The sequence below is a fragment of the Botryobacter ruber genome, from assembly GCF_003347595.2.
Lineage (GTDB): Bacteria > Bacteroidota > Bacteroidia > Cytophagales > Hymenobacteraceae > Pontibacter > Pontibacter ruber_A.
In genome coordinates, this window is sequence record NZ_QCZK02000016.1 from 42638 (window position 1) to 67118 (window position 24481).

18 protein-coding genes and 2 tRNA genes are annotated in these 24481 nt (G+C 52.3%); 11 read left to right on the top strand and 9 right to left on the bottom strand.

What is annotated here, in order from left to right; all coding sequences use genetic code 11:
* Positions 1-28 precede the first annotated feature (28 nt).
* Positions 29-3061: a LamG-like jellyroll fold domain-containing protein gene (locus tag DCW36_RS03745; protein WP_114782863.1), complete on the bottom strand. Its 3033-nt coding sequence runs from the start codon at positions 3059-3061 to the stop codon at positions 29-31.
* A gap of 425 nt (positions 3062-3486) precedes the next feature.
* Here DCW36_RS03745 and DCW36_RS03750 point away from each other — a divergent pair, with 425 nt between their 5' ends.
* On the top strand, positions 3487-4518 hold the full coding sequence (locus tag DCW36_RS03750; protein ID WP_114782864.1) for a zinc dependent phospholipase C family protein: 1032 nt from the start codon (positions 3487-3489) through the stop codon (positions 4516-4518).
* Positions 4519-4601: 83 nt separating this feature from the next.
* On the opposite strand, the gene DCW36_RS03755 is transcribed toward DCW36_RS03750, so the two are convergent.
* Positions 4602-5597 (bottom strand): GNAT family N-acetyltransferase, encoded by a 996-nt coding sequence (locus DCW36_RS03755; protein WP_164891019.1) that lies wholly within the window; start codon positions 5595-5597, stop codon positions 4602-4604.
* Between the two features lie 488 nt (positions 5598-6085).
* Between DCW36_RS03755 and DCW36_RS03760 the strand changes: the two genes are divergently transcribed.
* The gene (locus DCW36_RS03760) at positions 6086-7501 is read left to right on the top strand and encodes a sensor histidine kinase (protein ID WP_114782866.1); all 1416 of its coding nucleotides are present in this window, start codon (positions 6086-6088) and stop codon (positions 7499-7501) included.
* Between the two features lie 234 nt (positions 7502-7735).
* On the opposite strand, the gene DCW36_RS03765 is transcribed toward DCW36_RS03760, so the two are convergent.
* Entirely contained in the window at positions 7736-10111 is a 2376-nt protein-coding gene (locus DCW36_RS03765; protein ID WP_240676040.1) for a TonB-dependent receptor, read from the bottom strand.
* A 288-nt stretch (positions 10112-10399) separates the two neighbouring features.
* Here DCW36_RS03765 and DCW36_RS03770 point away from each other — a divergent pair, with 288 nt between their 5' ends.
* A complete protein-coding gene (locus DCW36_RS03770) occupies positions 10400-11182 on the top strand; it encodes an SDR family NAD(P)-dependent oxidoreductase (RefSeq protein WP_114782867.1) in 783 nt (260 codons plus the stop codon).
* Positions 11182-11808: a hypothetical protein gene (locus tag DCW36_RS03775; RefSeq protein ID WP_114782868.1), complete on the top strand. Its 627-nt coding sequence runs from the start codon at positions 11182-11184 to the stop codon at positions 11806-11808. Before DCW36_RS03770 ends, DCW36_RS03775 begins: the two co-directional genes overlap by 1 nt.
* 13 nt (positions 11809-11821) lie before the next feature.
* On the opposite strand, the gene DCW36_RS03780 is transcribed toward DCW36_RS03775, so the two are convergent.
* Positions 11822-12337 carry a lipocalin family protein gene (locus tag DCW36_RS03780; RefSeq protein WP_240676041.1) on the bottom strand — a complete coding sequence of 172 codons (516 nt, stop codon included), beginning with the start codon at positions 12335-12337 and terminating at the stop codon, positions 11822-11824.
* A 30-nt stretch (positions 12338-12367) separates the two neighbouring features.
* On the bottom strand, positions 12368-12799 hold the full coding sequence (locus DCW36_RS03785) for a GNAT family N-acetyltransferase (protein WP_114782870.1): 432 nt from the start codon (positions 12797-12799) through the stop codon (positions 12368-12370).
* A gap of 240 nt (positions 12800-13039) precedes the next feature.
* Between DCW36_RS03785 and DCW36_RS03790 the strand changes: the two genes are divergently transcribed.
* The 4 genes from DCW36_RS03790 (at position 13040) to DCW36_RS03805 (ending at position 18481) form a co-directional block, all read left to right on the top strand.
* Complete coding sequence (locus tag DCW36_RS03790; protein ID WP_114782871.1) at positions 13040-13537, top strand: YajQ family cyclic di-GMP-binding protein; 498 nt, start codon at positions 13040-13042, stop codon at positions 13535-13537.
* Between the two features lie 331 nt (positions 13538-13868).
* Positions 13869-14642, top strand: coding sequence for a TerC family protein (locus tag DCW36_RS03795; protein WP_114782872.1), 774 nt, complete (start codon positions 13869-13871; stop codon positions 14640-14642).
* 145 nt (positions 14643-14787) lie between these two features.
* Positions 14788-17085, top strand: a complete 2298-nt coding sequence (locus tag DCW36_RS03800; RefSeq protein WP_114782873.1) for a M28 family peptidase — start codon at positions 14788-14790, stop codon at positions 17083-17085.
* Positions 17086-17431: 346 nt separating this feature from the next.
* Positions 17432-18481: a T9SS type A sorting domain-containing protein gene (locus DCW36_RS03805; protein ID WP_114782874.1), complete on the top strand. Its 1050-nt coding sequence runs from the start codon at positions 17432-17434 to the stop codon at positions 18479-18481.
* 71 nt (positions 18482-18552) lie between these two features.
* Here the strand turns inward: DCW36_RS03805 and DCW36_RS03810 are convergent, their stop codons facing one another.
* Both DCW36_RS03810 and DCW36_RS03815 read right to left on the bottom strand, forming a co-directional pair.
* Entirely contained in the window at positions 18553-19224 is a 672-nt protein-coding gene (locus DCW36_RS03810) for a hypothetical protein (RefSeq protein WP_114782875.1), read from the bottom strand.
* 487 nt (positions 19225-19711) lie between these two features.
* Positions 19712-20230 (bottom strand): RNA methyltransferase, encoded by a 519-nt coding sequence (locus DCW36_RS03815; RefSeq protein WP_114782876.1) that lies wholly within the window; start codon positions 20228-20230, stop codon positions 19712-19714.
* Positions 20231-20627: 397 nt separating this feature from the next.
* On the opposite strand from DCW36_RS03815, the gene mutS reads away from it, so the two are divergent.
* From mutS to DCW36_RS03830, 3 genes are all read left to right on the top strand, one after another.
* Positions 20628-23261 carry a DNA mismatch repair protein MutS gene (mutS, locus tag DCW36_RS03820; RefSeq protein ID WP_114782877.1) on the top strand — a complete coding sequence of 878 codons (2634 nt, stop codon included), beginning with the start codon at positions 20628-20630 and terminating at the stop codon, positions 23259-23261.
* A gap of 178 nt (positions 23262-23439) precedes the next feature.
* A tRNA-Gly gene (locus DCW36_RS03825) sits at positions 23440-23515 on the top strand.
* An 80-nt stretch (positions 23516-23595) separates the two neighbouring features.
* Positions 23596-23679 (top strand) — tRNA-Leu (locus tag DCW36_RS03830).
* 55 nt (positions 23680-23734) lie between these two features.
* Here DCW36_RS03830 and DCW36_RS03835 read toward each other — a convergent pair.
* Together DCW36_RS03835 and DCW36_RS03840 are read right to left on the bottom strand one after the other, a co-directional pair.
* Entirely contained in the window at positions 23735-24106 is a 372-nt protein-coding gene (locus tag DCW36_RS03835) for a helix-turn-helix domain-containing protein (protein ID WP_114782878.1), read from the bottom strand.
* 15 nt (positions 24107-24121) lie between these two features.
* Complete coding sequence (locus DCW36_RS03840) at positions 24122-24427, bottom strand: type II toxin-antitoxin system HigB family toxin (protein ID WP_114782879.1); 306 nt, start codon at positions 24425-24427, stop codon at positions 24122-24124.
* Positions 24428-24481: the final 54 nt, after the last annotated feature.

The window sequence follows — 24481 nt, forward strand, 5'->3', positions numbered from 1 at the left end:
ATCCCGGGGCTTTTAGCTTATGTTATAATTAGCGCTGGATAATAATGCGGTTGGTAATCACTTCTCCTTCGGTCAGGAGTTTGATCAGGTAGACACCGGAGGTGTAGTTGCTTGCATGCAGCTGGTGCCGAAACGGCTTGTTCGCTTCGGCTTTGCCGGTGGCTACCACTTTCACCAGAGCCCCTTTCAGGTCGTACACTTCCAGGGTGTAGTTGCCGGTACGGTTCAGCGTAAACGCAACGGTAGCTTTATCGGAAACCGGGTTTGGATACGCCGTCAGCCCTGTTTCAGGCGCAAGCACATCGGAGCTGGCACTTAACGGGTTGGCAAACAGGGACGTGATTTCAGCTTCAGAAAGCGCATAATTGTAAATTCGCAGTTCATCCAGCATACCCTTGTAAGGAGCAGGCGCTGTAGTAGAAAGGAATTCCAGTTCGCCAATGTTACCGATAATCAGGGCGCTGGCCTCGCCTATACCTGCGTTTGCTCTTGTAATAGCCTGCGATTTAACCAACGACCCATTGCGGTACACCTGAATCCGGTTAGTTTCTATATTGCGGATTGCCACCACATGCACCCATTCGTTGTTGAAGAAGGGCGTAGCGTCTGTCTGCAATTCATCTTTGCCGCCGCCACCAGAGTCGTTGTCGTCGTCGATGGCAAATCGAAGCTGCCTGTTTTTGAACTCGATGTTAAAGCGTTTCCCGGTAGCGCCGGTTGTGGCATTCCGGATAAACGACCCTTTGGCCAGCAGGTAGGCACTTGTGTTATTATCGGGCGGCATGATAGAAGCGGGCGCTTTCATCCAGAACGAGAGCGTAAACGAGCTTTTGTTGAGCCACAACTGGTCCTGGTTCGGTACGCTTACCACGTACATGTCGGTGCGGGCCGTAGCAAAGTCAAGGGCATTGCCTACTTTTCCGGCTACCCTGATGCTGGCATCGTCGTCGTCGAGGCCTAAAATACCATGTGCTTCGTAGGGCGACTTATCGGTTACCTGGTTTCCTTGCTCAGCAGTCTCATCGAAACTCCAGTAACCTACCAGACCGGCAGGAATCGACTTGGAAGTACGGAAGCTCCACACCTGGCCTTCGGCAGAACCTTTGTTGTTGCTGGCATCTATACGCCAGTAGTAAGTAGTGTTCTCCGTCAGCCCGGTAACCTGGAACGAAGGAGTGGCAGAGTAGGCAACCTCGCCTCGTTTTGTAAGGCTGGCAGGGTCTGATCCAAAGTAAACATCATACTTTTCGGTATTCGTGCTGCCTGTCCACTTTAAGGTAAGGTTACCTGACTCCGGTTCTGCATACTGAAAATTGTTTCCGGGCGAGGGCGCTGCAGCAGCTTCCGGTGCTGTTGGTATCGGCGGTGTTTTAACCGATGCAATGGCGCTGTAAGACGACACATCGGTAGCATTCACAGACTTCAGGCGGTAGTAGTAGAGCTTGTTCGGAACAAGGCCTGCATTATCGGTATAGGTAGTAACGTTGGCAGCAGGTTGCGCTATCTCGGTAAAGGTAGCACCGTCATCAGACCGCTCCAGCACAAAATGATCTTCGTTGTCGGAGTTGTCCTGCCAGGTTACAACAATGGTGCTCGCGGGTGCAGGCTCTTCTACCGACGAAGCATTTAAGGTAACGGCTGAAGGAGGTTTGATGAAAACAACAGGCGGCGTATCCACGAGCGAGTTTACATACACCTCGATGTTGAGGTACTCCGGATAGGTGGTGTTGAAAGCAACAGCATCTGCCTTATCGTTTTTGTTCAGGCCGTTGGCATCTTCCCAGGCATCGGGCATACCGTCCTGGTCGGTGTCTGCAGGAGCCGGTGCACCAAACACTTCGCCTAAACCGCCGTTGGCAAGCGGCAGGTCCGTTTCCCGGTATGCATACATGCCCTGGGTTCCACGGGAGCTCACTTCATTCACCAGCAGCTGATCTACCTGATCGCGACGGGGATAGTTGGCGCCCACGTTCGTAATAACGTGCTCATACGCTTCCGCCGCCGTAAGGGCAGGGTTGGCTGCCGGATAGGCAAAAGGCTGGGCTCTGAAGCTGCCTGCCTCTATTCCCGGATAACCTGTACCGTCATAAGGCACCAGCTCTCCGTCCAGTACTCCGTTCCTGTTATTGTCGAAATAGTTGCCGGCGCCATACATGAAGAAACTACCTGTTCCTCTTGAAAAAGGAGTTGTTTTACTCGGCGGTGTCAGCGGACCTCCTACAAAGTAGTTGTTGATGATGTTTACTTCCGACACACCCGAAGAGCCTCCCATAATGTAGGCATCGCCGCTAACGGTGTGGTTATAGGTGTTGCCGTAGTTACCCCAGTTATACACCACATTGTTCACGAACTCGTTCACGCCCTTTACCTTCGGGTTACGGGTTTTGTTCGAGATGTAGAGGTTCTTGAGTAAGCTTACCTTGCCGCCGTCCGGTGTCTGGATCAGGCCGCCGGCCGAATGGTTTTCGCGGTGCAGGCCCTGCCCGATAATGGAATTCTGGATGGTGATGTTATCCGGCGCTGTACCTTTGCTGTCCCAGTTGATGGAGAAAACCTCATCCATGCCCCAGGTAATGGACATGTGGTCGAAGATCATATTGGCGCCGTTGGAGATACCGGAAGCGTCTTTGCCTGAGTTGCCGGTGGCGCCCAGGCGGATGCGCAGGTAACGGCTGATGGTGTTGTTGGAACCGCTGAAGGTGATTCTTTTATTAAAAAACACGATCCCGTCGCCTGGCGCTGTTTGCCCGGCAATAGTTATGTTCGATGCTACACCAATATCGGACTGCAGGTTAACAATACCCCCCACGGCAAACACGACGATCCGACCAGATTTGCTCACGGCATCGCGGAAAGAACCGGGGCCGCTGTCGTTGAGGTTGGTTACAACATACACCTCGCGGGTTGCCGCTGCACGGGCACCCTGGGCATAACGTCCAAAGCCTTCTGCGCCAGGAAATGCCAGCGTTTGCGCTTCAGCCTCAGAAAAGCCGAACGGCAACAGCGCCAGCAGTGCACTCTTAATAAGAAAGCGTTTAGAAGTAAAGTAAAATTTTTTCATCAAACTTTTTTTAATAATACAATAACAGGTGAAATAGCAACAGCTTTCGTCAGTGCGTCAGGAAGTTGTTTTAGGTTGTGTACCGTTAACTGCCGGATAAAAATACTGCCATGACATCGTTGGCACAGCGTGCTACAATTTACCAGCATTCAGCACACGGAAATTACCACCCACCAAAACCAAACTTACATTCGTTCTAACATGCCGTTAATATATAGTTTCGCTTTTGGATACATATCCTGCTGTATCCTGCCTCAGGATCAGGTTTTTGGACTTTTGACCGGGCTTACCGGGCCGACCTGCCGCTACAGGCCGTTCCGGAAGAGCTAAAGGAATGGTGAGAGCGGCTGCAGACCCCAGCAGACCTGCTGCCCCTGCCACCACACCCTTAGCACCTGCCCGAAGCAACCGCGTATAAGGCTGGTATGACCGGCAAACTTCGCATCCTATCTTTCCTCCTTCTGCTGTTGCTTCCTGTTCCGGGGAACAGCTGGGGGTTCTTTGCCCACCAGCGCATCAACCGGCTGGCGGTTTTCACGCTGCCGCCCGAAATGGTGGGGTTCTACAAAAAGCACATCCGCTACATCACCGAAAACGCCGTTAACCCCGACCGCCGCCGCTATGCCGTACAAGGCGAAGCACCCCGCCACTACATCGACATCGACGTGTATGGCGACAGTGCCATCTATAAAATGCCGCGTTACTGGCAGCAGGCGGTGGCGCGCTATTCCGAAGATTCGCTGCTGGCGCATGGCATTGTGCCCTGGCATATCAACCAGGTGAAGTACCAGCTCACGCAGGCTTTCCGGGAGCGAAACACCGACCGTATCCTGCGCCTCTCGGCAGACTTAGGGCATTACATTGCCGATGCCTGCGTACCGCTGCACACCACCCACAACTACAACGGGCAGCTGACGGGGCAGCGGGGCATCCATGGCTTCTGGGAATCGCGCCTGCCCGAGCTGCTTTCCGACAACTACGACTTTTTTGTAGGGCCGGCACAGTACATCGAACAGCCACAGCTCAAAGCCTGGGACCTCGTTACCAGCGCTCACCTGGCGCTGGACTCGGTGCTTACTTTTGAACGGGAACTGACAAAGGAGTTTGACGAAGAAAAGAAATACAGCTTTGAAATCCGGAACAACATCACCACCCGGGTATACTCCCGTGCTTTTTCGGAAGCTTACCACAAAAAACTCAACGGACAGGTAGAGCGCCAGATGCGGCTGGCCGTGCAGACAGTAGCCAGTTTCTGGTACACCGCCTGGGTAGATGCCGGGCAACCCGACCTGAATAACCTGGCCGGCGACATTTCGGAGGAAGAGCGCCAGCAGCTGAAGATGGAGGAAAAGGAATACGAAAAAGGCACACACCCGCTACGGGAAGAAGGCGAAGCAACCCTGCCGCCACAACTGTACCAGTCCGCGTTCCTGGGTTGCTGCCACAAAGAGGAGTGAGGCCAAAACCTATGCCAGCTTCCCTAAAAGAACAGCAGTGGCTGTGGTGGCAGGTGCAGCAAAATAAAACAGCCGTGCGGGCGCTAATCGGGCTGGGGCGCCTGGCGAAGCAGCTTCCGGTAGGCAGCCATGCGCAGCTGGCGCAGCCACCGGACAGGCAAAAGCAGTTTGTCCTGGTGCAGCACATGGTAAGGAGCAGGCACAGCCCCAAAGCTGGCATAAAAATGCACGATACTCGAGCGCGAGGGACTTTCAAAATCCAGGATAAGGTTGGAACCAGCATGCCGCCTGATTATTTCGTCGAGCAGCAGCGTACGCCCGTTGGCTTTACGGCCTGTTGCATCCGCGGCGTTGAACAGGTACACAATATATTTTCCGTAGGTCACAAACAGGGCTCCTGCTGTCAGGGTACCGTCTGCGGTAGCGGCATAGAGCAGCTTTGCCAGCCCTTTCTGTTGCAGCACCTGCGTTAGTTCGCGCAGCAGCTCATAAGTAGTATCCGAAACACCGCCGTAGATCTTCTGCTCTATGTTTTCCTGGAAAAAAGAAATGAGCGGCTCTATGTTGTCACTTTCAACAATATGCAGGTTTGCCCGCTGTGCCCGCTTCAGGTTCATTTTGCGGTCGCGGGTGTAGTTTTGCGCAATGGCCTTATACGGCTGCTGCAGGGGCAGGTAGTGCGTGTAGTATTCCCGGAGCTGCAGTACGTCTGTTAACGGCTGCAGCAGCGCAGCATTTTCAGTGTTAAAGCTGTAGTCAAGTATTAACCGAAAGCGCTGCTTAACAACAGCTGTAAGCGCCTGTAGCTTTGCCGCATCCAGTCCTCCTGCTGCAGCATAAATGCCGAGTTGCTGGCAGAAGAAGGGCTGCCGCACCAGCCGTAAGGTGAGTTTTCGCACCACCGGCACCGGCATCACCGCCAGGTACTGCCCCTGTGTTTCCTCCACCACGCCCTCCCATCCCGGCGACACCACATCCAGGTACCACGAAAGGCCATAGAAATGTTTTTCAGCCGAAGCATCCACACAGGCGTCCCAGCGGGTTTTATTTATCTGCTCATGTCGTAGGTATCGAATCATAGAAAGATGAACGCAGGCAGCTTCCGCATGGTGCTCCGCTACCCGCAGGTACGGCGGCAAGTTACACATATACGCACAGCTGGTAAAATATCAGACACTTTCCGGTTGACACCTGCGCAACATTTGTGCTGCAGAAAAGGCTGCAGCCTCTTCCGGGTTTGCTATTTTTCTTTTGTTTTCCAGCACCGGTTTTATATATAAAGATTCATATATAAAAAAATAAAAAAATAAATCTCCTCCTCTATAACCTGTTTGTTGGCTGCCTACGTACCTACTAATTATTACAACAAATAATAAGCATAGTCACAGCTACACCTGCTTATTTGGCGGCACTTCAGTCGAAATTGCGTTAAACCTATTTTTTTTTAAATATTTTAGGAGCAAAATATTTATTGTTCATAAAATTTAATCATATTTATATCGAAATTGACATTTACCCGACACGACCACATATTCTCTGCTTATATTCATAACACCCGGCTTGCAATATGAGAACATACCTACTCCTGCTACTACTACTACTTATTTTCCAGACCGGCACCCTTAGGGCTCAGCAGAAGCAAGTACCTACACTTGTAAACGAGCTAAGCAGGGCTACTACAGACTCTGCCAGGGCAGCTATCTATTGCCTGTTAAGCGGCCAGTACCTTACCCTTGACCAGGAGAAGGCCGTGCAGTATGGGCAAAAAGCCTTGCAACTGGCAAAACAGGCAGAGGCAGGCGCAGAAATAGCAGCTTCCGCCCGGTTGTTAGAGGATATTTATGTTGACATGAATGACTTCAGGCTGGCTTATAAATACCAGGCCATTCGCGCAGACCAGGAACAGAAAATAAGTAAAGAGCTTGAAGAAGCAAAACTGGCGGCCCTGGCTGCGGCCTATAATGCCGAAAAAAAAGAGCTGGAAAAGGTAAAGCAACAGGCCCTGAACGAGAAAAAGGCACTGGAGACAGAACAGAAACTGCTGGCCTACACCCTGGCCATTCTCTCTGCTTTTGCTTTAACTACCCTGCTGCTGGTGTTCTTTGTGTTCAGAAGGCGCCTGAATGCAGCAAACCGCGAACTACGGGATGCACGCCAGCAATTGCATGCCCGCAACTACAAGATACAAATGCAGAGCGAGGAACTGGAACAGCAATCAGTCGCTTTTCAGCAGCAGAACGAGCAACTGGCACGGCATAACAACTTCAAAAACAAAATCTTCTCGATTATTTCGCATGACCTCCGCAGCCCGTTCGCTTCCGTAAAAGGGGTGCTGAACCTGGTGCAGAACAAGCCGATGTCTGAAACGGGCATTAAATACCTGTTTGGCCTGCTAAGCAAAGACCTGGACGTAACGCTGAACATGCTCAACAACCTGCTCGTGTGGTCGAAAGCACAGCTGGAGGGTTCAGCCATTAAATACCAGCCGGTTAACATGCAGCGCCTTACGCAGGAAAATATAGAACTGGCCTGCCTGCAGGCCAATCACAAAAACATACAGGTAACAAACCTGGTAGATGCCGGCGTTTTCGTGCTTGCCGATAAGGAAAGAGTAAACTTTGTGCTGCGCAACCTGATCATGAATGCCTTAAAATTCACCTTCGAAGGCGGCGAGATAACTGTAACGGCAAAAGAACTGGGCGATGCGGTAACCATAGCGGTGCGCGACAATGGAAAAGGCATATCAGAAGAAAACCTGTCACGCTTGTTTACCGACGAACGCTTTACCACCATCGGCACTTCCAGCGAAAAAGGAACCGGTCTTGGCCTGATGCTCTGCAAAGAGTTTATCGAGAGCATGAACGGCAGGATTGGTGTGGAAAGTGAGGAAGGCCAGGGAAGCACCTTTTACTTCACGTTGCAGAAAGCAATTGTACACACCACCGAAGACGAGGAAGTACTGAAAAGACTGCGCCTGGCGTAAAAAACGGTTCCAGCTCAGCAGCAGAGGGAGTGGTGGACGGCACAGCAGCTGTAAAATGCTTGCCGGCAACTCCTAAACCACCAACCTGTACCTCCTTTCATTGCCTTCTCCGGATCTGCTGCACCTGCCACCACAGCCTCTGCTGCTGCATACGGTGGCAAACGGTAGATGAATAACAGAATCCCAAAAAAGAAGCAGCTGCACCACCAGGAACAGCTGCTTCTTTTTTTGATATTAGAACTCGATGCGGTAATTCAGTATCGGCACCAGCCCGCTTTGGTAGCGTGTTTTCACTTCGCGGGTGGTACGGTCGTAGTACTGGGAATACACGTTCAAGCGGTTTGTCGCATTCTGCAGGTCCAGCGACAGGATGTAAGATGCTTTGGGGTTGTTTTTGCGGTAACTGATGCGCAGGTCCGTTCTGAAATAAGCATCAGCCTGCTCTCCGAACAGCTGGTCCTGCCGGTACACCGCAAACCCTCTCTCCCGCGACTGCTCCGCATTTATTGGTGTATACCGGTTGCCCCCGGCCCAGAGCAGCTTAATGTTCGTACCAATCAGGTTTTTCCCGGATTTTCCCACTTTGAATTCTTTGCCTGCCAGGAAGTTGGCAATGTAGTTTCCGTTAAAGCGGGTATCACGTTCTATCCCGTCGCCGGCCGTGTATTTCGAATTGTAAAGCGAGCCGGTGAAGAGGTAGTAGAAGTTGTTGGTGAAAAATTTCTCGAGCGTCAGTTCCACACCATAGTTGCGGCCTTTGCCCTCGTTTACCAGGCTGTCGGTGGTAAAGCCGTCGGTGTGGTTCAGGCTGGAGAAGCCGCGGTTTTCGCCGGAGCCAACCGGAACATTGTACAGCTGCTGGTAATACGTCTCCACTTTCAGGCGCAGGTCTTCGCGCAGCAGCTGGTCGTAAGCCAGTACATAATGTGCAGCCCGGGTAAAGCCGAGGTTCCGGTTGGGCAGCACCGGCGTATCACTGTTCTGGCGCTGCTCGGTAAAGTACGTAGAAAGCGCTTCGTGGCGGCTGTGCAAACCGGCCCCTGTACTCAGCGATTTGCCTGGCGCAAGCTGCCATTTCAGGCCCAGGCGCGGCTCCAGGCTGGCGTTTCCATTCAAGCCAAAATATTGCGCATGCAAACCCGAGTTCAGCGTCAGCGTTTCCGACAGCCTGTACTTCCACTGGCTGTAGCCCTGCACCATATAGGTGTTGCCACGCTGCTCCAGGAGCCGCGCATATATAAAGTCTTTGTTTTGGTTCTGCCCTTCGGCCCAGGCATCGTAACCGAGGCGGCTCAGGATGACGCCGGTGCGCGTGGTGTGGCGGTTGCTGAGTTTGCGGTTATACACCGTAGAAAGCCGCACGGCATCGTACTGCATGCGCTGGTGGTAGACCGGGAACGATTCCAGGTCCGCAGAAATGGAGTCGAAGGCGATGCTGTTGCGGTTACCGGAAAAGGTAAGCGAGGTTTCCAGGTAATCTTCCCGGCCCAGGAAAAGCATGTGCGAAATGCCTGTCGCGCCCATGTTAGCCGAGAAAACATCGTCGAACTGGTCGTAGTAGTTTACCCATTTCTGCGGGTCGCGCTCTGCCAACGCATTCTGCCTGCTCAGGCCGCCTGTGCCCCAGATCGAAAACACACCAGCCTTTTTCGTGGGAATACGGATTTTATAGGCCAGGTCCTGGAAATCGGGTGCAGCATCGCCGGCTATTTTTACACCTATCTTGTTGAGCATCGCCAGGGTAGAATAGCGGTAGTTGACCAGGAAAGAAGCTTTGGAACCGGCTTTAAAAGGACCTTCGGCAGCAAAATCTACGCCGAGCACGCCCGCCTGAAAAGCATATTCCCGCTTCTCGTTGTTCCCGTTCCGGAGGCGGATGTCGAATATACCGGAAAGTGCATTGCCATACTCTGCCGGGAAAGCGCCGGTGTAAAAATCGGAATTATCGAGCATGTTCACGCTCAGGATACTCACGGCGCCACCTGCCGCTCCTTCCTGGGCAAAGTGACTGGGATTGGGCACTTCCACACCTTCTATGCGCCAGAGCACGCCACGCGGCGAGTTGCCCCGCACCACAATCTCGTTGCTCATATCCGAACTGGCGCTCACACCGGCATAATTCAGCGCTGCCCGGGCAGGGTCGTTTATACTGGCCGCATAGCGTTTGGTTTCTTCTACCGATATAGACCTGGCGCTGAGCGTGGCCATGTCGTTTAAGGGATTGCCTTTCGCCTGCTTGTCGGCGCTGATCACGACTTCCTGCAGTTTGTTATACGATTCGCTCAGGCCAACATTCAGAACAAGCTCCTTCCCCGAGCCCAGCAGCAGTTCCGGAAGCACCTGGTCTTCGTAACCCATAAAACGGATGCGGAGGGTGTGGCGGCCAACCGGCACTTTATCGAGCCGGAAGTTACCATCCTGGTCGGTGGCGGTGCCCATCTGCGGGCTAACGGTTACAATGGCAACGGTGGCACCAGGTAAAGGCAGCTGCGATTCTCTGTCTACAATGCGGCCCCTGATGGTCTGGGTCAGCTGCTGTGCAGCTGCAACATGGGATATGCCTGCCAGGAGCATGGTCAGCAGGCAGAAAAACAACGTTTTCTGTCTCATTATCATAGTTTTATAGTATAGTAGTGTGGTGGCTTAAACAGGGCGCAAATGTAGCAAAAGTAATTACCGGCTGGTCAGTTTTTAGATGAACAGCTGCTAAATTCAGGCAGAAAGGCTGAAAAACAATACGAACGGGGTCGATTTGGGCAGGCAGGAAACACTGTGCAGGCACCGATAGCAGTTGTTATGCCCGCCAGTTAAAAGGAAAGACCTGCAGCCGGTCAGCTCCTGCTAACCCTAACTCCCTGCAACACGTTTATCCATTAAACCCAACAGGAAGACCACAACATGAAATACACGGCACTTATAACCGGCGCTTCGGCTGGCATTGGGCTCGAACTGGCCACCCTCTTCGCACAAAACGGCCACGACCTGGTACTGGTGGCACGCTCCGAAGACAAGCTGCAGCGCCTGGCCCTCAAGTTTGCAGTGAAGTACAAAGTGTACACGCTGGTACTGCCACAGGACCTGGCAAAGCATGAGGCACCCGACCATATTTTTGACGCGCTGAAGCAGGCAGGAATAACCGTGGATGTGCTGGTGAACAATGCAGGCTTCGGCAACTACGGCTACTTCCGCGACACCAGCCTGCGCAAGGAACTGGACATGATGCAGGTGAACATCGTGGCCTTAACGCACCTCACCAAACGCTTCCTGGACCAGTTGCCCAACGGCAGGCCCGGAAAAATTCTGAACATCGCTTCTACGGCAGCCTTCGTGCCCGGGCCGCTCATGTCGGTGTATTATGCTTCCAAGGCTTATGTGCTTTCTTTTTCGGAGGCGCTGGCAGAGGAGCAGCGAAACACCAACATAACAGTTACCGTGCTCTGCCCCGGCGCCACCGAAACCGAATTTAAGGAGCGCGCTAACCTGGAAGGTTCCGGCTTATTCAGCATGCCCTTTATGGCAGACGCCGCAAGTGTAGCCCGTGCTGGCTACGAAGGACTGATGGCCGGTGACGTAGTGGTAGTACCGGGACTGAAGAATAAATTAACCGCCCTCTCGGCACGGCTTGCGCCCCGCAGTTTCCTGAGACCTGCAGTCAAATCAATACAAGAAAAAAGAAAGTAATGCACGAGCCAGCCCACCACAACACCGATGTAAGGCCCCTGACCGAGAAGGTGAGCCATCATATTTCTTCTTTTATTCACGACTTTACCAGGCTGCTGTATATAGGAATGGGATTACTGGTAGCGGGCCTGGTGATGAAGTATTTTGCGGTTACGGGCGGAGGCTTTGTTTTTATTTTTGCGGCCTCGCTGCTCTCGCTGCTTTTTATGCTGCAGATCGTCCTGTCGTTCTTTTATGTGATTGCCAATTTGTGGCTGGCGCTTATGGGCGCCTTCTGCAGCTTATCGCTGGTGATGGGTTTTCTGGCGCTTATGTTCCGTTACCAGAGCTGGGTTGGCTGGAAACTGATGTTTTTCATATCGCTGCCGCTGTTCCTGATTACCCTTGTATTTCTGGGCATTTACCTGCCTAAGCGGGGAAGGCTGCCCATACCCCACCGCCACTTCCTGTTCCGCAACCTGCTGGGGCCCTACCTGTTTATGCTGTTTTTAGGCATCGCATCGATGGCGGTCAACATCAGCCAGTTTAACATGCGGGCAGATGCCAAACGGGAAAATATGCCGCAGGAAGCTACGCCGGACACGGATGCAGCAACCGATACTTCGGGTTTGTGGCGGTCGTACTAGCAACTGTTAAACCTCAGTAGCAGCTCTGGTCCATCAGCTCCAGTTTGGCAACGGGAAAACCTTTCTTCCGGGCCTGCTCCACCAGTTGCTGATAGGTAGCTTCGTCCATAGCAGGTGTGCGCGACAAGACCCAGAGGCTCCCGCGGTCGGGCGAGCCTACCAGCACATGACTGTAGTCGTCGGCCAGTTCCAGAATCCAGTAATCGCCTTTAAAGGGCCAGAAAAACTGCACCTTCAGTTTACTGTTGTTGCTGCCCTCCACCGGAAAAGCCTTTCCGGAAACATCGCTCACCTCGCCTGTGGAGCTGTTTTTGCGGCAGGCATTGTATACCTCCACATAGCCTTCGGAATTCAGTTTGTACTCGGCAGTTGTGCAGTGGCAGCCTCTCGAGAACCGCTGCGGGATAGACGCGATTTCATACCACCTGCCCGCATAGCGTTTCAGGTCTACAGCAGGCACCGTCTCTAAAGGAGGATGATTCCCGCAACTGCTTACTGCAATTGCTATCAGCACAGCAGTGATGCCCATGAAAAAAATTCTTTTTACGTTCACCATAAGCTACAACTGTTTTGCCATCTTGTAATGCTGAATACTCCCCCAGAGCAGGTACGATTTTTCTACCACCTCGTAATTGTTCCGGCGGTAAAAGTTAACGGCATAATCCCGGGCCTGCAGTGTCATGGTAGTAGCGCCAAGCTCCCGCGCCCGGTTCTCCAGGTACTCGACCAGCAGGTTTCCCAGTCCCTGGCCCTGCAAATCTTCCCGAATGCCCATAAACCGCAGCTGTCCCTCCTGGGGCGTGTTCAGGTGCAGCCGGCAAACACCGGCGGGTTCACCGGCATCGTCCAGCAGCAGGGCATGAATGGCAGAAGCATCGTCGTCGGCACGTTCGCTGCCTTCGGGCTGGTTCCAGGGGCGGCGCAGCGTGTCGTAGCGCAGGCGGTAATATGCTTCCAGGGCTTCGGGTGTAGCGGGTTCTACTATCTTCATCAACTAAGTGGTTAAATGGGTTGAATACGGGCTTTCATGGCTTTGGGCGTTTTGCTGCAGCAGCCACCATAGCCTCTGCTCCTCCATCTTAGACTCACAAATAACGCTGCTTTGCTTCTCAGGCAGGCTACCGAACAAATTAACGCATCAACCATTTAACAATTAAGCCAATTAAAATAACTTTGTCCGCGTTTAAACGTGTAATTCAATTTCTGAAATCAAGTACAAGCATAAAAAACTATGGCATCTTTCGACATCGTAAGCAAGGTTGATCCGCAAACCATGGATAACGCCGTAAACACGGCCCGCAAAGAAATCATGAACCGTTACGACTTCCGCGATACCAAAGGTTCGCTGGAGTACGACAAAAAATCCAGCGAAGTACACATTGCCATGGAAAACGAGATGCGCCTGCAGCATACGGAGGATGTACTGATTGGCAAAATGGTAAAACAGGGCCTCGACGCCACCGCACTCGACTTTTCGAAAGAGCACTACCAGTCGGGCGCTATGGTAAAGAAAGAGATCAAGGTAAAAGCAGGCATCGATAAAGAAACATCCAAAAAGATCATGAAGCTGATAAAAGACAGCAAACTGAAAGTATCGGCTGCCATCATGGACGAGCAGATCCGGGTAACCGGCAAAAAAATAGACGACCTGCAGGCCGTTATCGCCCTGCTGCGCGCCAATACCGAAGAGATCGGCATGCCCCTGCAGTATGTCAACATGAAAAGTTAGAAAGTTTGGGAGTTAGAGAGTTTGGGAGTTTAGGAGGTAGAGAGGTAGAGAGGTAGTGACTTTGGTAGGGGTTGAAAATCTTCAACCCTTTCACGAACCACAAGCAAACCTAAATAACAATCCTGCAGTTCTTTAAATCTTCTTCATCCTGTTCAGACAAACCTAATCCTGGAAATTCTAAAATTCTGTAAATCCTGATTCAGACAAAAAATCCTGATCATCCATAAATCTTCTTAATCCTGTTCAAGACAAAAAATTGCAAACGAAAAACCTATCTGCAGCAGCCACCATACCCGCTGCTCCTGTTACATATAACCGATAACTAAAATCAATGGAAATATTTGCGAATCCCGACACCTGGATCAGCTTGCTGACGCTTACTTTTATGGAGGTGGTGCTCGGTATTGATAACATCGTTTTTATCTCGATTGTGGTAGGCCGTCTGCCACAGGCAGAACAAGGCCGCGGGCGCACCATCGGGCTCACACTCGCCCTGGTGTTCCGGATCATGCTGTTGCTGGGCATCTCCTGGATTGTAAATGCCAACACGCCACTGTTCACCATCGATGTGCCTTTTGTAGAAAATGATTTTCCTGTTTCGTGGCGCGACATTATCCTGTTTGCCGGCGGCTTATTCCTGCTGGCTAAAAGCACCACCGAAATTCATAACAAGCTGGAAGGAGAGGAAGAAGGACACGGAGGCGCTGCAAAACACGGCACCCTTTCTAAAATCATCGTCCAGATTATCCTCATCGATATCGTGTTCTCGTTCGACTCCATCCTGACAGCGGTAGGACTGGCGCAGCACGTGGAGGTGATGATTGTGGCAGTTATTCTGGCCATGGGCATCATGCTGATTTTTGCCAAAATGGTGAGCGACTTCGTAAACGAACACCCGACGGTTAAGATGCTGGCCCTCTCGTTCCTGATCCTGATCGGGTTTATGCTCATGGTGGAGGCTATCCACATGCACATCCCGAAAGGCTATATCTACTTCGCCATGTTCTTCTCGCTGATGGTAGAGCTGCTGAACATGAAGCTCCGCAAGCGCACCACACCGGTGCACCTGCGCCAGAACGAAGTAAAAGAACCCGGCACGCTGTAACAGCTCCCGGAACAAGTCATTAAAAGTGGCCCCGCCTGTTGCTGGTGGGGCCACTTTTGCATTTTTGGTACGACAACATGGTATTGTAATTCAACCAAATTCATATATTAGAGTATTACTATAGCAGTTGTTGTACACCAGCTCTATGTCGTTTCGGAATAGCCTGATTGCCGTTTTTCTGCTGATCGCCTTAACCGGCCTTTCCTGGTTAAGCAGCTACGTAGTGCGTGCCCCCGAAGCGCTTCCTGCCGATGCGCCCTTGCATGAATTTTCGGCGGAAAGGGCCATGGAACACGTGCGCCATGTCGCGCGGCAGCCCCACCCCATGGGCACGGCAGCGCATGCCCGGGTGCGGAACTACCTGCTTCGCCAGTTACAACAGCTCGACCTGCAGACAGAAGTACAGGAAGCCACCGTGGCCAACCAGGCGGGCGGAACAGCCAACCTGGGCTATGTGTACAACCTGATGGGCCGCATGGAGGGACGCACCCGCGGCAAAGCCGTGCTGCTGGTAGCACATTACGACTCGCAGGCAAACACTCCCGGAGCCGGCGACGACGGGGCAGGCATAGCCGCTTTGCTAGAAACAGCCCGCGCCCTGCGGGTGGGCGAGCCGCTCCAGCACGATGTCATTTTCCTGATGACGGATGGCGAAGAGTATGGCCTGTATGGTGCGAAAGCTTTCCTGCGCCACCCTTGGGCTAAAGATGTGGGCGTGGTGGTAAACGTAGAAGCCCGCGGCAACAGCGGCCCCAGCATGACCTTCGAGATGAGCCCGGAAAACGGATGGGTGATAGAGCAGTTTGCGCAGGCAGCTCCCTATCCCTTTGCCAGTTCGCTCATGTACGAGGTATACCGCCAGATGCCCAACGACACCGACTTTACTGTTTTTAAAGATGCCGGCTACACCGGCGTAAACTCCGCCTTCATCGACGGGTACGTGCACTACCACAAAATAACCGACACCCCCGAAAACCTGGACAAGAACAGCCTGCAACACCATGGCAGCAACATGCTGGCGCTGGCCCGCCACTTCGGCAGCATCCCCCTCGACAATACCAAGGCCCAGGACAAAGTGTTTTTCAACCCGGCAGGCAGCTGGCTGGTACAGTACCCGGCGTGGCTTAACCTGCTGTGGGTGGCGCTCACCGTATTGCTGCTGCTGGTCACGTACCAGGTGGGGCTGCGCCGGCAGGCGCTTACGCTGCAGCAGGTGCTTACCGGTTTGTTGCTGGCAGTGGTTATGGTGGCAGCAGCTGCCGGGCTTTTTTACCTGCTGAACAACTTTGTAGTAAGCCAGTTGCCATATACCCGCAGCAGCGTTTACCATCCCGATAACTTTGTAGTAGCTTACCTGCTCCTGGCACTCGGCCTGGTGCTGCTGCTGAGTTGGCTGGCCTTGCGCCGGGTGCGCCTCTTTTCGCTGGTGCTGGGTGCTTACCTGCTCTGGAGCTGCCTGATGCTGGGCCTCTTCTTCCTGATGCCTGCTGGCGTTTACCTGCTCCTTTTCCCGCTGCTGTTCTGCCTGGCAGGCACCCTGCTGGTATTCCTGCTGAACCAGCACAGGCGGGATGTAAGCTGGCTTTTTGCACTGCTTTTACTTGGAGCCGGCCTGCCTGCCCTGTTCATGCTGATGCCTATCGTGCGCCTGCTGTTTATCGTATTCTCCCTGCAGTTCCCGTTGCCGATGGTGGTGCTGTTCGTGCTGCTGCTGTTCCTGTTCCTGCCCTTGCTGCACATTATGGAACGCAGCTTTAGCTGGCGCCTCGTACCGCTGCTGCCCCTGTTCCTGCTGCTGGCTGGAGGCATACAAGTAGCCCGCGCAATTGCTGCAGAAACACCAGGCCCGGAAACGCCCCTGCAAAGCTATGTTTCGTACTACCTGAACACCGATACCGGCCAGGCTTTCTGGGCCTCTGCCCGCCCGCGCACCGATGCCTGGAACAAGCAATTCTTCCCAAACCCTGAAACTGGAAGGCTGTCGGAGGTATACCCGATAGCGGCACGCATGTACCTCAAAAACAACGCAACACCTGTAGCGCTTGAAACCCCTGTGGCTACCCTGCAAAAGGATTCTATCGCGGCAGGCGATCGGTTCCTGGAAATAAAACTTCACTCGCCACGCCAGGCGGCCCACCTGGAGGTGGTACTGCAGCCACAAAACGAAAATGAACTGAAGGTAAAAGTAAACGGGGAGGAACTGTTGCTACAACCGCTTCAGGAAACAGGCGCTCCCAATTACTTTTTCCGGTTGAACGGGCTACCGCAGCACAAAGAGGTAAGCCTGGAAGTAAGGCTACAGCAGAACAACCGCCTGCGCCTGTTCCTTTACGACCAGAGCATTGGCATCCCGGGGCAGCTTGTAAAAAAACCCATGCCCGCTTACGTAACGCCGGCCTGGGATGGCAATTTATCAGTAGTAGGAAAGAGTTACACTTTCTGATTCCTAAATCAGGTTAGGCCACAACCCGGTTTAACTTCCAGCCTTTTTCTCCGGCAACTTCAGCCTCATCGCGCCGGTTTTAATTTTTTTTAATCAGGCAGAAAAAAGAGACAGCCAAAAAAAATAATTGCACGTAAACAACTCCAGATGTTGTTATTCCCTTTCGCAAGTCATATGTTAACAGGCAGCAAGGCAAATGCAGTATCAGATTCATCGTATTCCAGGCAAACTTCAACAGCTTCCTTTTTATAATTACTGATGAGAGGCGGGCAATCGCCAAACGCCCGGTAAGGCAGCTTCAGTATTTGTAATTATATCTTTTTTCACCTTTATAATACTAATAGCTATGCAGAATTCTTTTTACACAAAAAGCATTTGCCACTTCTGCCAGCCCTTGCTGAAAGTGGCCCTGGGCTGTGCCCTGCTTCTAAGTGCCGGCCAGGTTCTTGCACAAAATGAGCCATGGAATGTTTACACAGGCGATGTCATGCCCAATGAATCCACGCCGGCCTTCGTCCTTTCCAGTGTAAACCCAGCCGCATCAGCCGAACTGCCTGCCATTGTTCCAGCAGAACAGTCTATCATCGAAAATCCGGACATGCCGGGCAATAAGGTGCTGAGCTTTAAAATTATGGGCGCTCCAAACCACGTCCAGTTCCTGTGGCGCCGGAATTTCCCGGACCCACCTGCCGCCCCTACCGCAGCTACCGTTGTGGTCAAGGCAAAGGGTCTGCCGGGAGTCGACAGGGTATTTGAAATGGACCTGGACTTTGCCGGCACCCGCGGTGGTTTTATTATTTATTCAAATGGCACTTACACTATAAGAGGAAACAGTGAGTCTTTCAGCCTGGGCGCCGGCTTCGATCCGATGCAGTGGCACACCTACCGCTTCACCAAAACTGCAAGCAACGCCAGCTTTTACTTAGATGAAAACCCAACACCGATTGCTACGGCCACGATTGCCGCAGATACCAGAACAAATAACTACTTCCGGTTCGGAGACGGTAACAGCGACCCCACCACCGGCGCCCTGTTCGATTGGGTTATCTGGGATAATACTGGAGCTTATTCGCCGGCGCAAAAGGCGCTACCTTCCGCCACTGTTTTAGCGGTTACACCAGACGCCGTTACCCCGGCCAGCACCTCTATTTACCCGAACCCCTTAAACGGCAGCCGCCAGGCGCTCGTACGCTTCAGTCTGCCAACTGCATCTGATGTTAATATCCAGATTTTTGATATTACAGGCAAGAAAGTAGGCCAACCACATGCCTTCCGCAACCTGAAGCCTGACGATCATGAACTTGCCATTCCGGTAGCGGATCTAACGGGAGGGATTTATTTCTTCCAGATAAGCACCAGCAAGTACACGGCTACACAGAAACTGATTGTGCGATAGGTTTGTGCGCAATAACTGAAGCGGAGCACCGGCTGAAAAAACCAGCTGGTGCTCCGCTATCTTTTTTCAAATTATTTCCACAGCTCCGCCGACTTACGTGCCACCCGGAAGAACAGCTCTTTCTCCAGCCCGGCCAACTGCCGCGCCTCCTGCTCCGGATATCCGTTCTCGATGGCGTTCAGGTAATCGTAATACAGCTGTGCCAGCTCCAGCGAATCGTCCTCCAGCAGTTCCACAAACTCCTCGTGCAGCATCTGCTCCGGCTCAAATACTTTGGAAGGATATAATTTGTCGAGCTGGTAGATCAGGTATTTTTTGGAACCGGAATCCGGCTGGTTTATAAACAGCTCGTCCTCGTCATCCGGTTCTTCCTCTTCGTCTTCATCCTCTTCGTCCTCTTCCTCCTCATCTTCCAGGGCCATCGGTTCGTACACCACAATGTCGTAGCTCAGCAGTTCCAGGTATTCATCAAACTGCTCTTTGATAGGAATAACGGTAGGTATTTCATAGTCGCTGTTCAGGATATCGGCCACATGGAGCGCCATTTCTTTTCCCTTCTCGCCGGCGCCAATCAGAATCTGGTTAAACTGCGTGAAGTCGCAGCCCAGGTAAATGAACTTATACTCTTCATCCAGCATGGTGAAGCACCAGAGGGTCAGGTACTCGGTATCGTCGATGACAACGGTATCGATGTAAAGTTCATTCAGCAGCACATATTGCGGCGTATACTCCGGAGTATTCATGAGCGGGTTGGCTTACACAAGTTAAATAGAGCGGTCTGCAGCTACAGACACAGGTTTAGTTCAGGCATATACGGCATTTTGCATGCGCATACATAGCAAGCCTTAAAAAAAATAACGGCAGCGCCCGTCCGTTGTTGCGGTTAAGGAAATAATATACCGAAATTCCTATAAACAGCCAAAAGCCGCACCAAAATTATCTGCTGCACCTGCGACCACAGCCTCTGCTGCTTGTCTGAACCTTTGATTTACGGTGATTTTTCTGATTTACCTGATTTTTATCGTGCACGAATATTTATCTGAATCAGGATTTACAGAATTTTAGAATTTTCAGGATTGGATTTGTTTGAACAGGAGGAAGAAGATTTAAGGAATAGCAGGATTGTTTGGGTTTGTTTGTGGTTCGTGAAAGGGTTGAAGATTTTCAACCCCTACAAAACTCCTACCTTTCTACCTCTCAAACTCCTAAACTCTCAAACTCTCTAACTTTCTAACTCGCAACCGTTTTGCTCAGAAAATCCCAGACCACCACGCCCGTCGCTACCGATATGTTGAGCGAGTGTTTGGTGCCGAACTGCGGAATTTCCAGCACCACATCCGACAGGCTCACCACGTCCTGCTCCACGCCGAACACCTCGTTGCCGAGCACAAAGGCGTAGTGCTGCCCCGGCTCCGGCTGAAACTGGTTTAACATCGTGCTGTTCTCGGCCTGCTCCACCGACACGATTTTTACTCCCTGCGCCTGCAGCTCTTTTACGAGCGTGAGGGTGTCGGGCACATGCTCCCATTCCACCGACTCGGTGGCTCCTAAAGCTGTTTTCTCGATATCGCGGTGGGGTGGGGTGCCGGTGATGCCGCAGAGGTAAACCTTTTCTACCATAAAGGCATCGGCCGTCCGGAACACCGAACCGACATTATTCAGGCTCCGCACATTGTCGAGCACCAAGACTAACGGTAATTTTTTCTTATTTTTGAAGTCCTCAACCGAATCGCGGTTCAGGTCGTCCATGGATAGTTTGCGCACAGTATTTTCTTTTTGTTTCCGGAGAGGCCATTTTCTGCAGCAGAGGAGGCAGCACGAATACTGCTCCTGCTAGGTTTTTATGCTACGGCAGCCTTTCCGGTTGCAAAGGTGAGGCAGATCCGGCAGAAATCATAACCGAATACGCAGGAACAGGAAGGGGCGGAAAGGCAATAAGCTTTAGCTGTTCCGGACATCTTTGTCCGGAACCAAACCTGCTGCGGACATCCATGTCCGCGCTTATTGAACGGGGACACGGATGTCCCCTACAGAAAACGTCCGGACAGAAGATGTCCGGAAGAGCAGAAAGAATACAGACAGGAGCATAATAAAATATGCGAGGCAATTCACAGGCCTGCAAATAAACATACACAACAAGCAGCACATGAAAGGAGCAGATAAAGGCACAGTAACCCCACTGATGAAACAGTACAACGCCATTAAGGCGAAGCACCCGGGGGCGCTGCTGCTTTTCAGGGTAGGGGATTTTTACGAAACTTTCGGCGAAGATGCCATCAAGGCCAGCAAGATACTCGACATCGTGCTGACCAAGCGCGGCAACGGTTCTGCTTCCGAAACGGCCCTGGCCGGTTTCCCGCACCACTCCCTGGATACGTACCTGCCCAAGCTCGTGCGGGCGGGGGAGCGTGTGGCTATCTGCGACCAGCTGGAAGACCCGAAGTCGGTGAAGGGTATTGTGAAGCGGGGGGTGACGGAGCTCGTAACGCCGGGGGTGTCTTTTAACGACCAGGTGCTGGAGCGCCGCAGCAACAATTATCTGGCTGCTGTGACGTTTGGGCGGCAGGAGTCGGGGGTGTCGTTCCTGGATATTTCGACGGGTGAATTCATTACCGCACAGGGCGACCGCAACTACATCGGCAAACTGCTGCAGAGCCTGGCCCCGGCGGAGGTGCTGTTCTGCAAACGCGAAAAAGAGACCTTCTTTGAGAACTACGGCCCCGACTTCCGCTATTATGCGCTGGACGAGTGGGTGTTTAAATACGACTTCGCATACGAATCGCTCACGCGCCACTTCGGCACCACCTCGCTGAAGGGGTATGGCATAGAAGGGATGCAGGAAGCAATCATTTCGGCAGGCGCCATTCTGCACTACCTCTCCGAAACGCACCACACCGAAATCAGCCACATTGCCACCATCTCCCGCCTGGAAGAAGACAAGTATGTGTGGCTGGACCGCTTTACGGTACGAAACCTCGAACTGCTCTACCCGCAGCACCAGGAGGGTGTGCCGCTGATACAGGTGCTCGACCAGACGGTAACGCCGATGGGCGCGCGGCTGCTGAAGAAATGGGTGGTGCTGCCACTAAAGGATGTGGCCCAGATTCGCCGCCGCCTGAGCACCGTAGAAGCCCTCACCACGTCTGGCGAATTGCTACAGGAGTTGGTGCACCACCTGAAACAGATTACCGACCTGGAGCGGCTGATTTCGAAGGTGGCGGTGCGCCGTGTGAACCCGCGGGAGCTGAACCAACTGGCAGCTGCGCTCGATGCTATTGCGCCTATCCAAAAGAGCCTGGCCCTAAGCGATATTGCCGCGCTGCAGAAGCTGGCGGCCCAACTGGCGCCTTGCGACGGGCTGCGCGCAGAGATAAAGAAAGTGCTCCGCCCCGACGCGCCCATGCTCACCAACCAGGGCAACATGATAAACGATGGCGTGGACCAGGAGCTGGACGAGCTGCGTAAAATTGCTTTTTCGGGCAAAGATTACCTGGCACAGCTGCAGCAACGCGAAGTGAAGAACACGGGCATCAGCTCCCTCAAAATCGCCTACAACAAAGTATTCGGTTATTACCTGGAGGTAACGCACGCGCACAAAGACAAGGTACCAGCTTCCTGGATCCGCAAGCAGACGCTGGTGAATGCCGAGCGCTACATTACCGAAGAGCTGAAAACCTACGAGGAAAAAATCCTGAACGCTGAAGAGCGTATCTACAGCATTGAGTTCGGCCTGTTCAACGACCTGGTGCTGCACGCCCTGGATTTTGTGGCGCAGGTACAGCAGAATGCGCGTGTTATTGGCGTGATTGACTGCCTCAGCTCCTTCGCTTCCATCGCCCTCACCCAAAACTATGTGAAGCCTGATGTAAACGACTCGCACGTGCTGGACATCAAAAAAGGCCGTCACCCGGTTATCGAGCGGCAGCTGCCGCTGGGCGAAGCCTACGTGCCCAACGATATTTACCTCGACAACGAGGAACAGCAGATTATCATCATCACGGGTCCGAACATGGCCGGTAAAAGTGCCTTGCTGCGGCAGACGGCGCTCATCGTGCTCATGGCGCAGGTAGGTTGTTTTGTACCGGCAGAAGCAGCTACGGTTGGCATCATCGACAAGATTTTTACCCGCGTAGGCGCTTCGGATAACTTATCGAAAGGCGAGTCGACGTTTATGGTGGAGATGACCGAAACAGCCAGCATCCTGAACAACCTCTCGGACCGCAGCCTCGTGCTGATGGACGAGATTGGCCGCGGCACCAGCACCTACGACGGCATCTCCATTGCCTGGGCCATTGTGGAGCACCTGCACAACCACCCCAAGTTCCGGGGCAAAACCCTTTTCGCGACGCACTACCACGAGCTCAACCAGCTGGCCGAAGACCTGCCTCGGGTGAAGAACTACAATGTATCGGTGCGTGAGGCGGGTGGCAAGATTCTGTTTATGCGCAAGCTGGTGGAAGGCGGCAGCGAGCACAGTTTCGGTATTCATGTGGCGCAGATGGCGGGCATGCCGAACAGCGTGGTGCTGCGGGCGAACGAAATTATGCACCACCTGGAGCAGGACAAGATTTCGCACCCGGAACAGCACGAGCAGCTGCAAACCATCCCGAAAGGTAATTTCCAGCTTAACATGTTCGAGCTCCCCGACCCGCAGCTGCAACGCGTAAAAGAGGCGTTTGATAAACTCGACATCAACACCATGACACCGGTAGAAGCGCTACTCAAGCTGAACGAGCTGAAGCTACTGCTGCAGGAAAAGAAGAAGGAGAAGGTGCGGTAAGTCGGGTTCAGGGAGGTGCAGTGGCTATGGTGGCTGCCGGAGCAGAAAAAATTTGTGCCTGAAAATCAACAAAAAGCGCAAAACTCTAATTTTTTTCAGGCTTGTCCCTTGCTATTTCAGATTTCGTGTGATACATTTGCATCACTAAATCACTCAGGCGGTTTAGCAGCGACAATAAGCGGGAGTAGCTCAGTTGGTAGAGCGCGACCTTGCCAAGGTCGAGGTCGCGAGTTCGAACCTCGTCTCCCGCTCCAGATAAAAACAGATAAAGACGTTGTGCCAAGCAACGTCTTTGTTTTTTAAACAAAATCCTCCGGAACAATACCGGATGGCTGCCGGGATGGTGGAACTGGTAGACACGCAAGACTTAAAATCTTGTGAGCGCAAGCTCGTGCGGGTTCGATTCCCGCTCCTGGTACAACAAAAACCTCTGTAGATGAAGCATCTGCAGAGGTTTTTTTACATTCCCGAAATTACAACCGATGCACAGGAGGGGCAATAAGTACTTCGGCAGGTAATCTTAAACCCTGGTGTAGATTCCGGATCATTTTCACAGTTAAGTCACGCTTTCGATTAAGAACTTTGGAGACAATGGTTTTGTCACCTATAAAAGGCTCCAAATCCTTTCGTTCGAGTCCTAATTCCTCCATCCTGAGCAAAATCGCCTCGATTGGGTCAGGCTCCGGCATAGGGTAATTCTCTTCTTCATATTTCTTTACCAGCAACACTAACAATTTCAACTCGTCAGCCTCTTTGCTGCCTTCAGGTGCATCGAAAATGGCATCAATCCTTCTGATAGCTGTTTCGTATTCCTGCTCCGTTTCTATTAATTTCTGTATTTTCATTTTTCGTTCCTGCTGTTAAAGTCCTGCTTCTACTGTTTCCGGATCTATTTTGTCGTATTCTGCATGGGTACCTACAAACTTAATCAATACGTTTTTATACTTGAAGCTAACCCTTGCCACCAACCTATAATGATTTCCTTTAATGTTAAAGATTACCCTGCTATCGCCTACTAAATCTGCAGCAGGATAATCCATCCACAGGTCATTCATGTCTTTCCAGGTTGCTTTCGACGCCGTTTTGTACCAAAGCAGGAGCGCCTGTTTAGCACCAGCATGCTTTTCATAGAACCGTTGCAAGGCACGAATACTGATTACATTCATTCTACTTCCTGCTTTAGTATGTACAACAAATATAATGCTATTGTTGCCAAATCA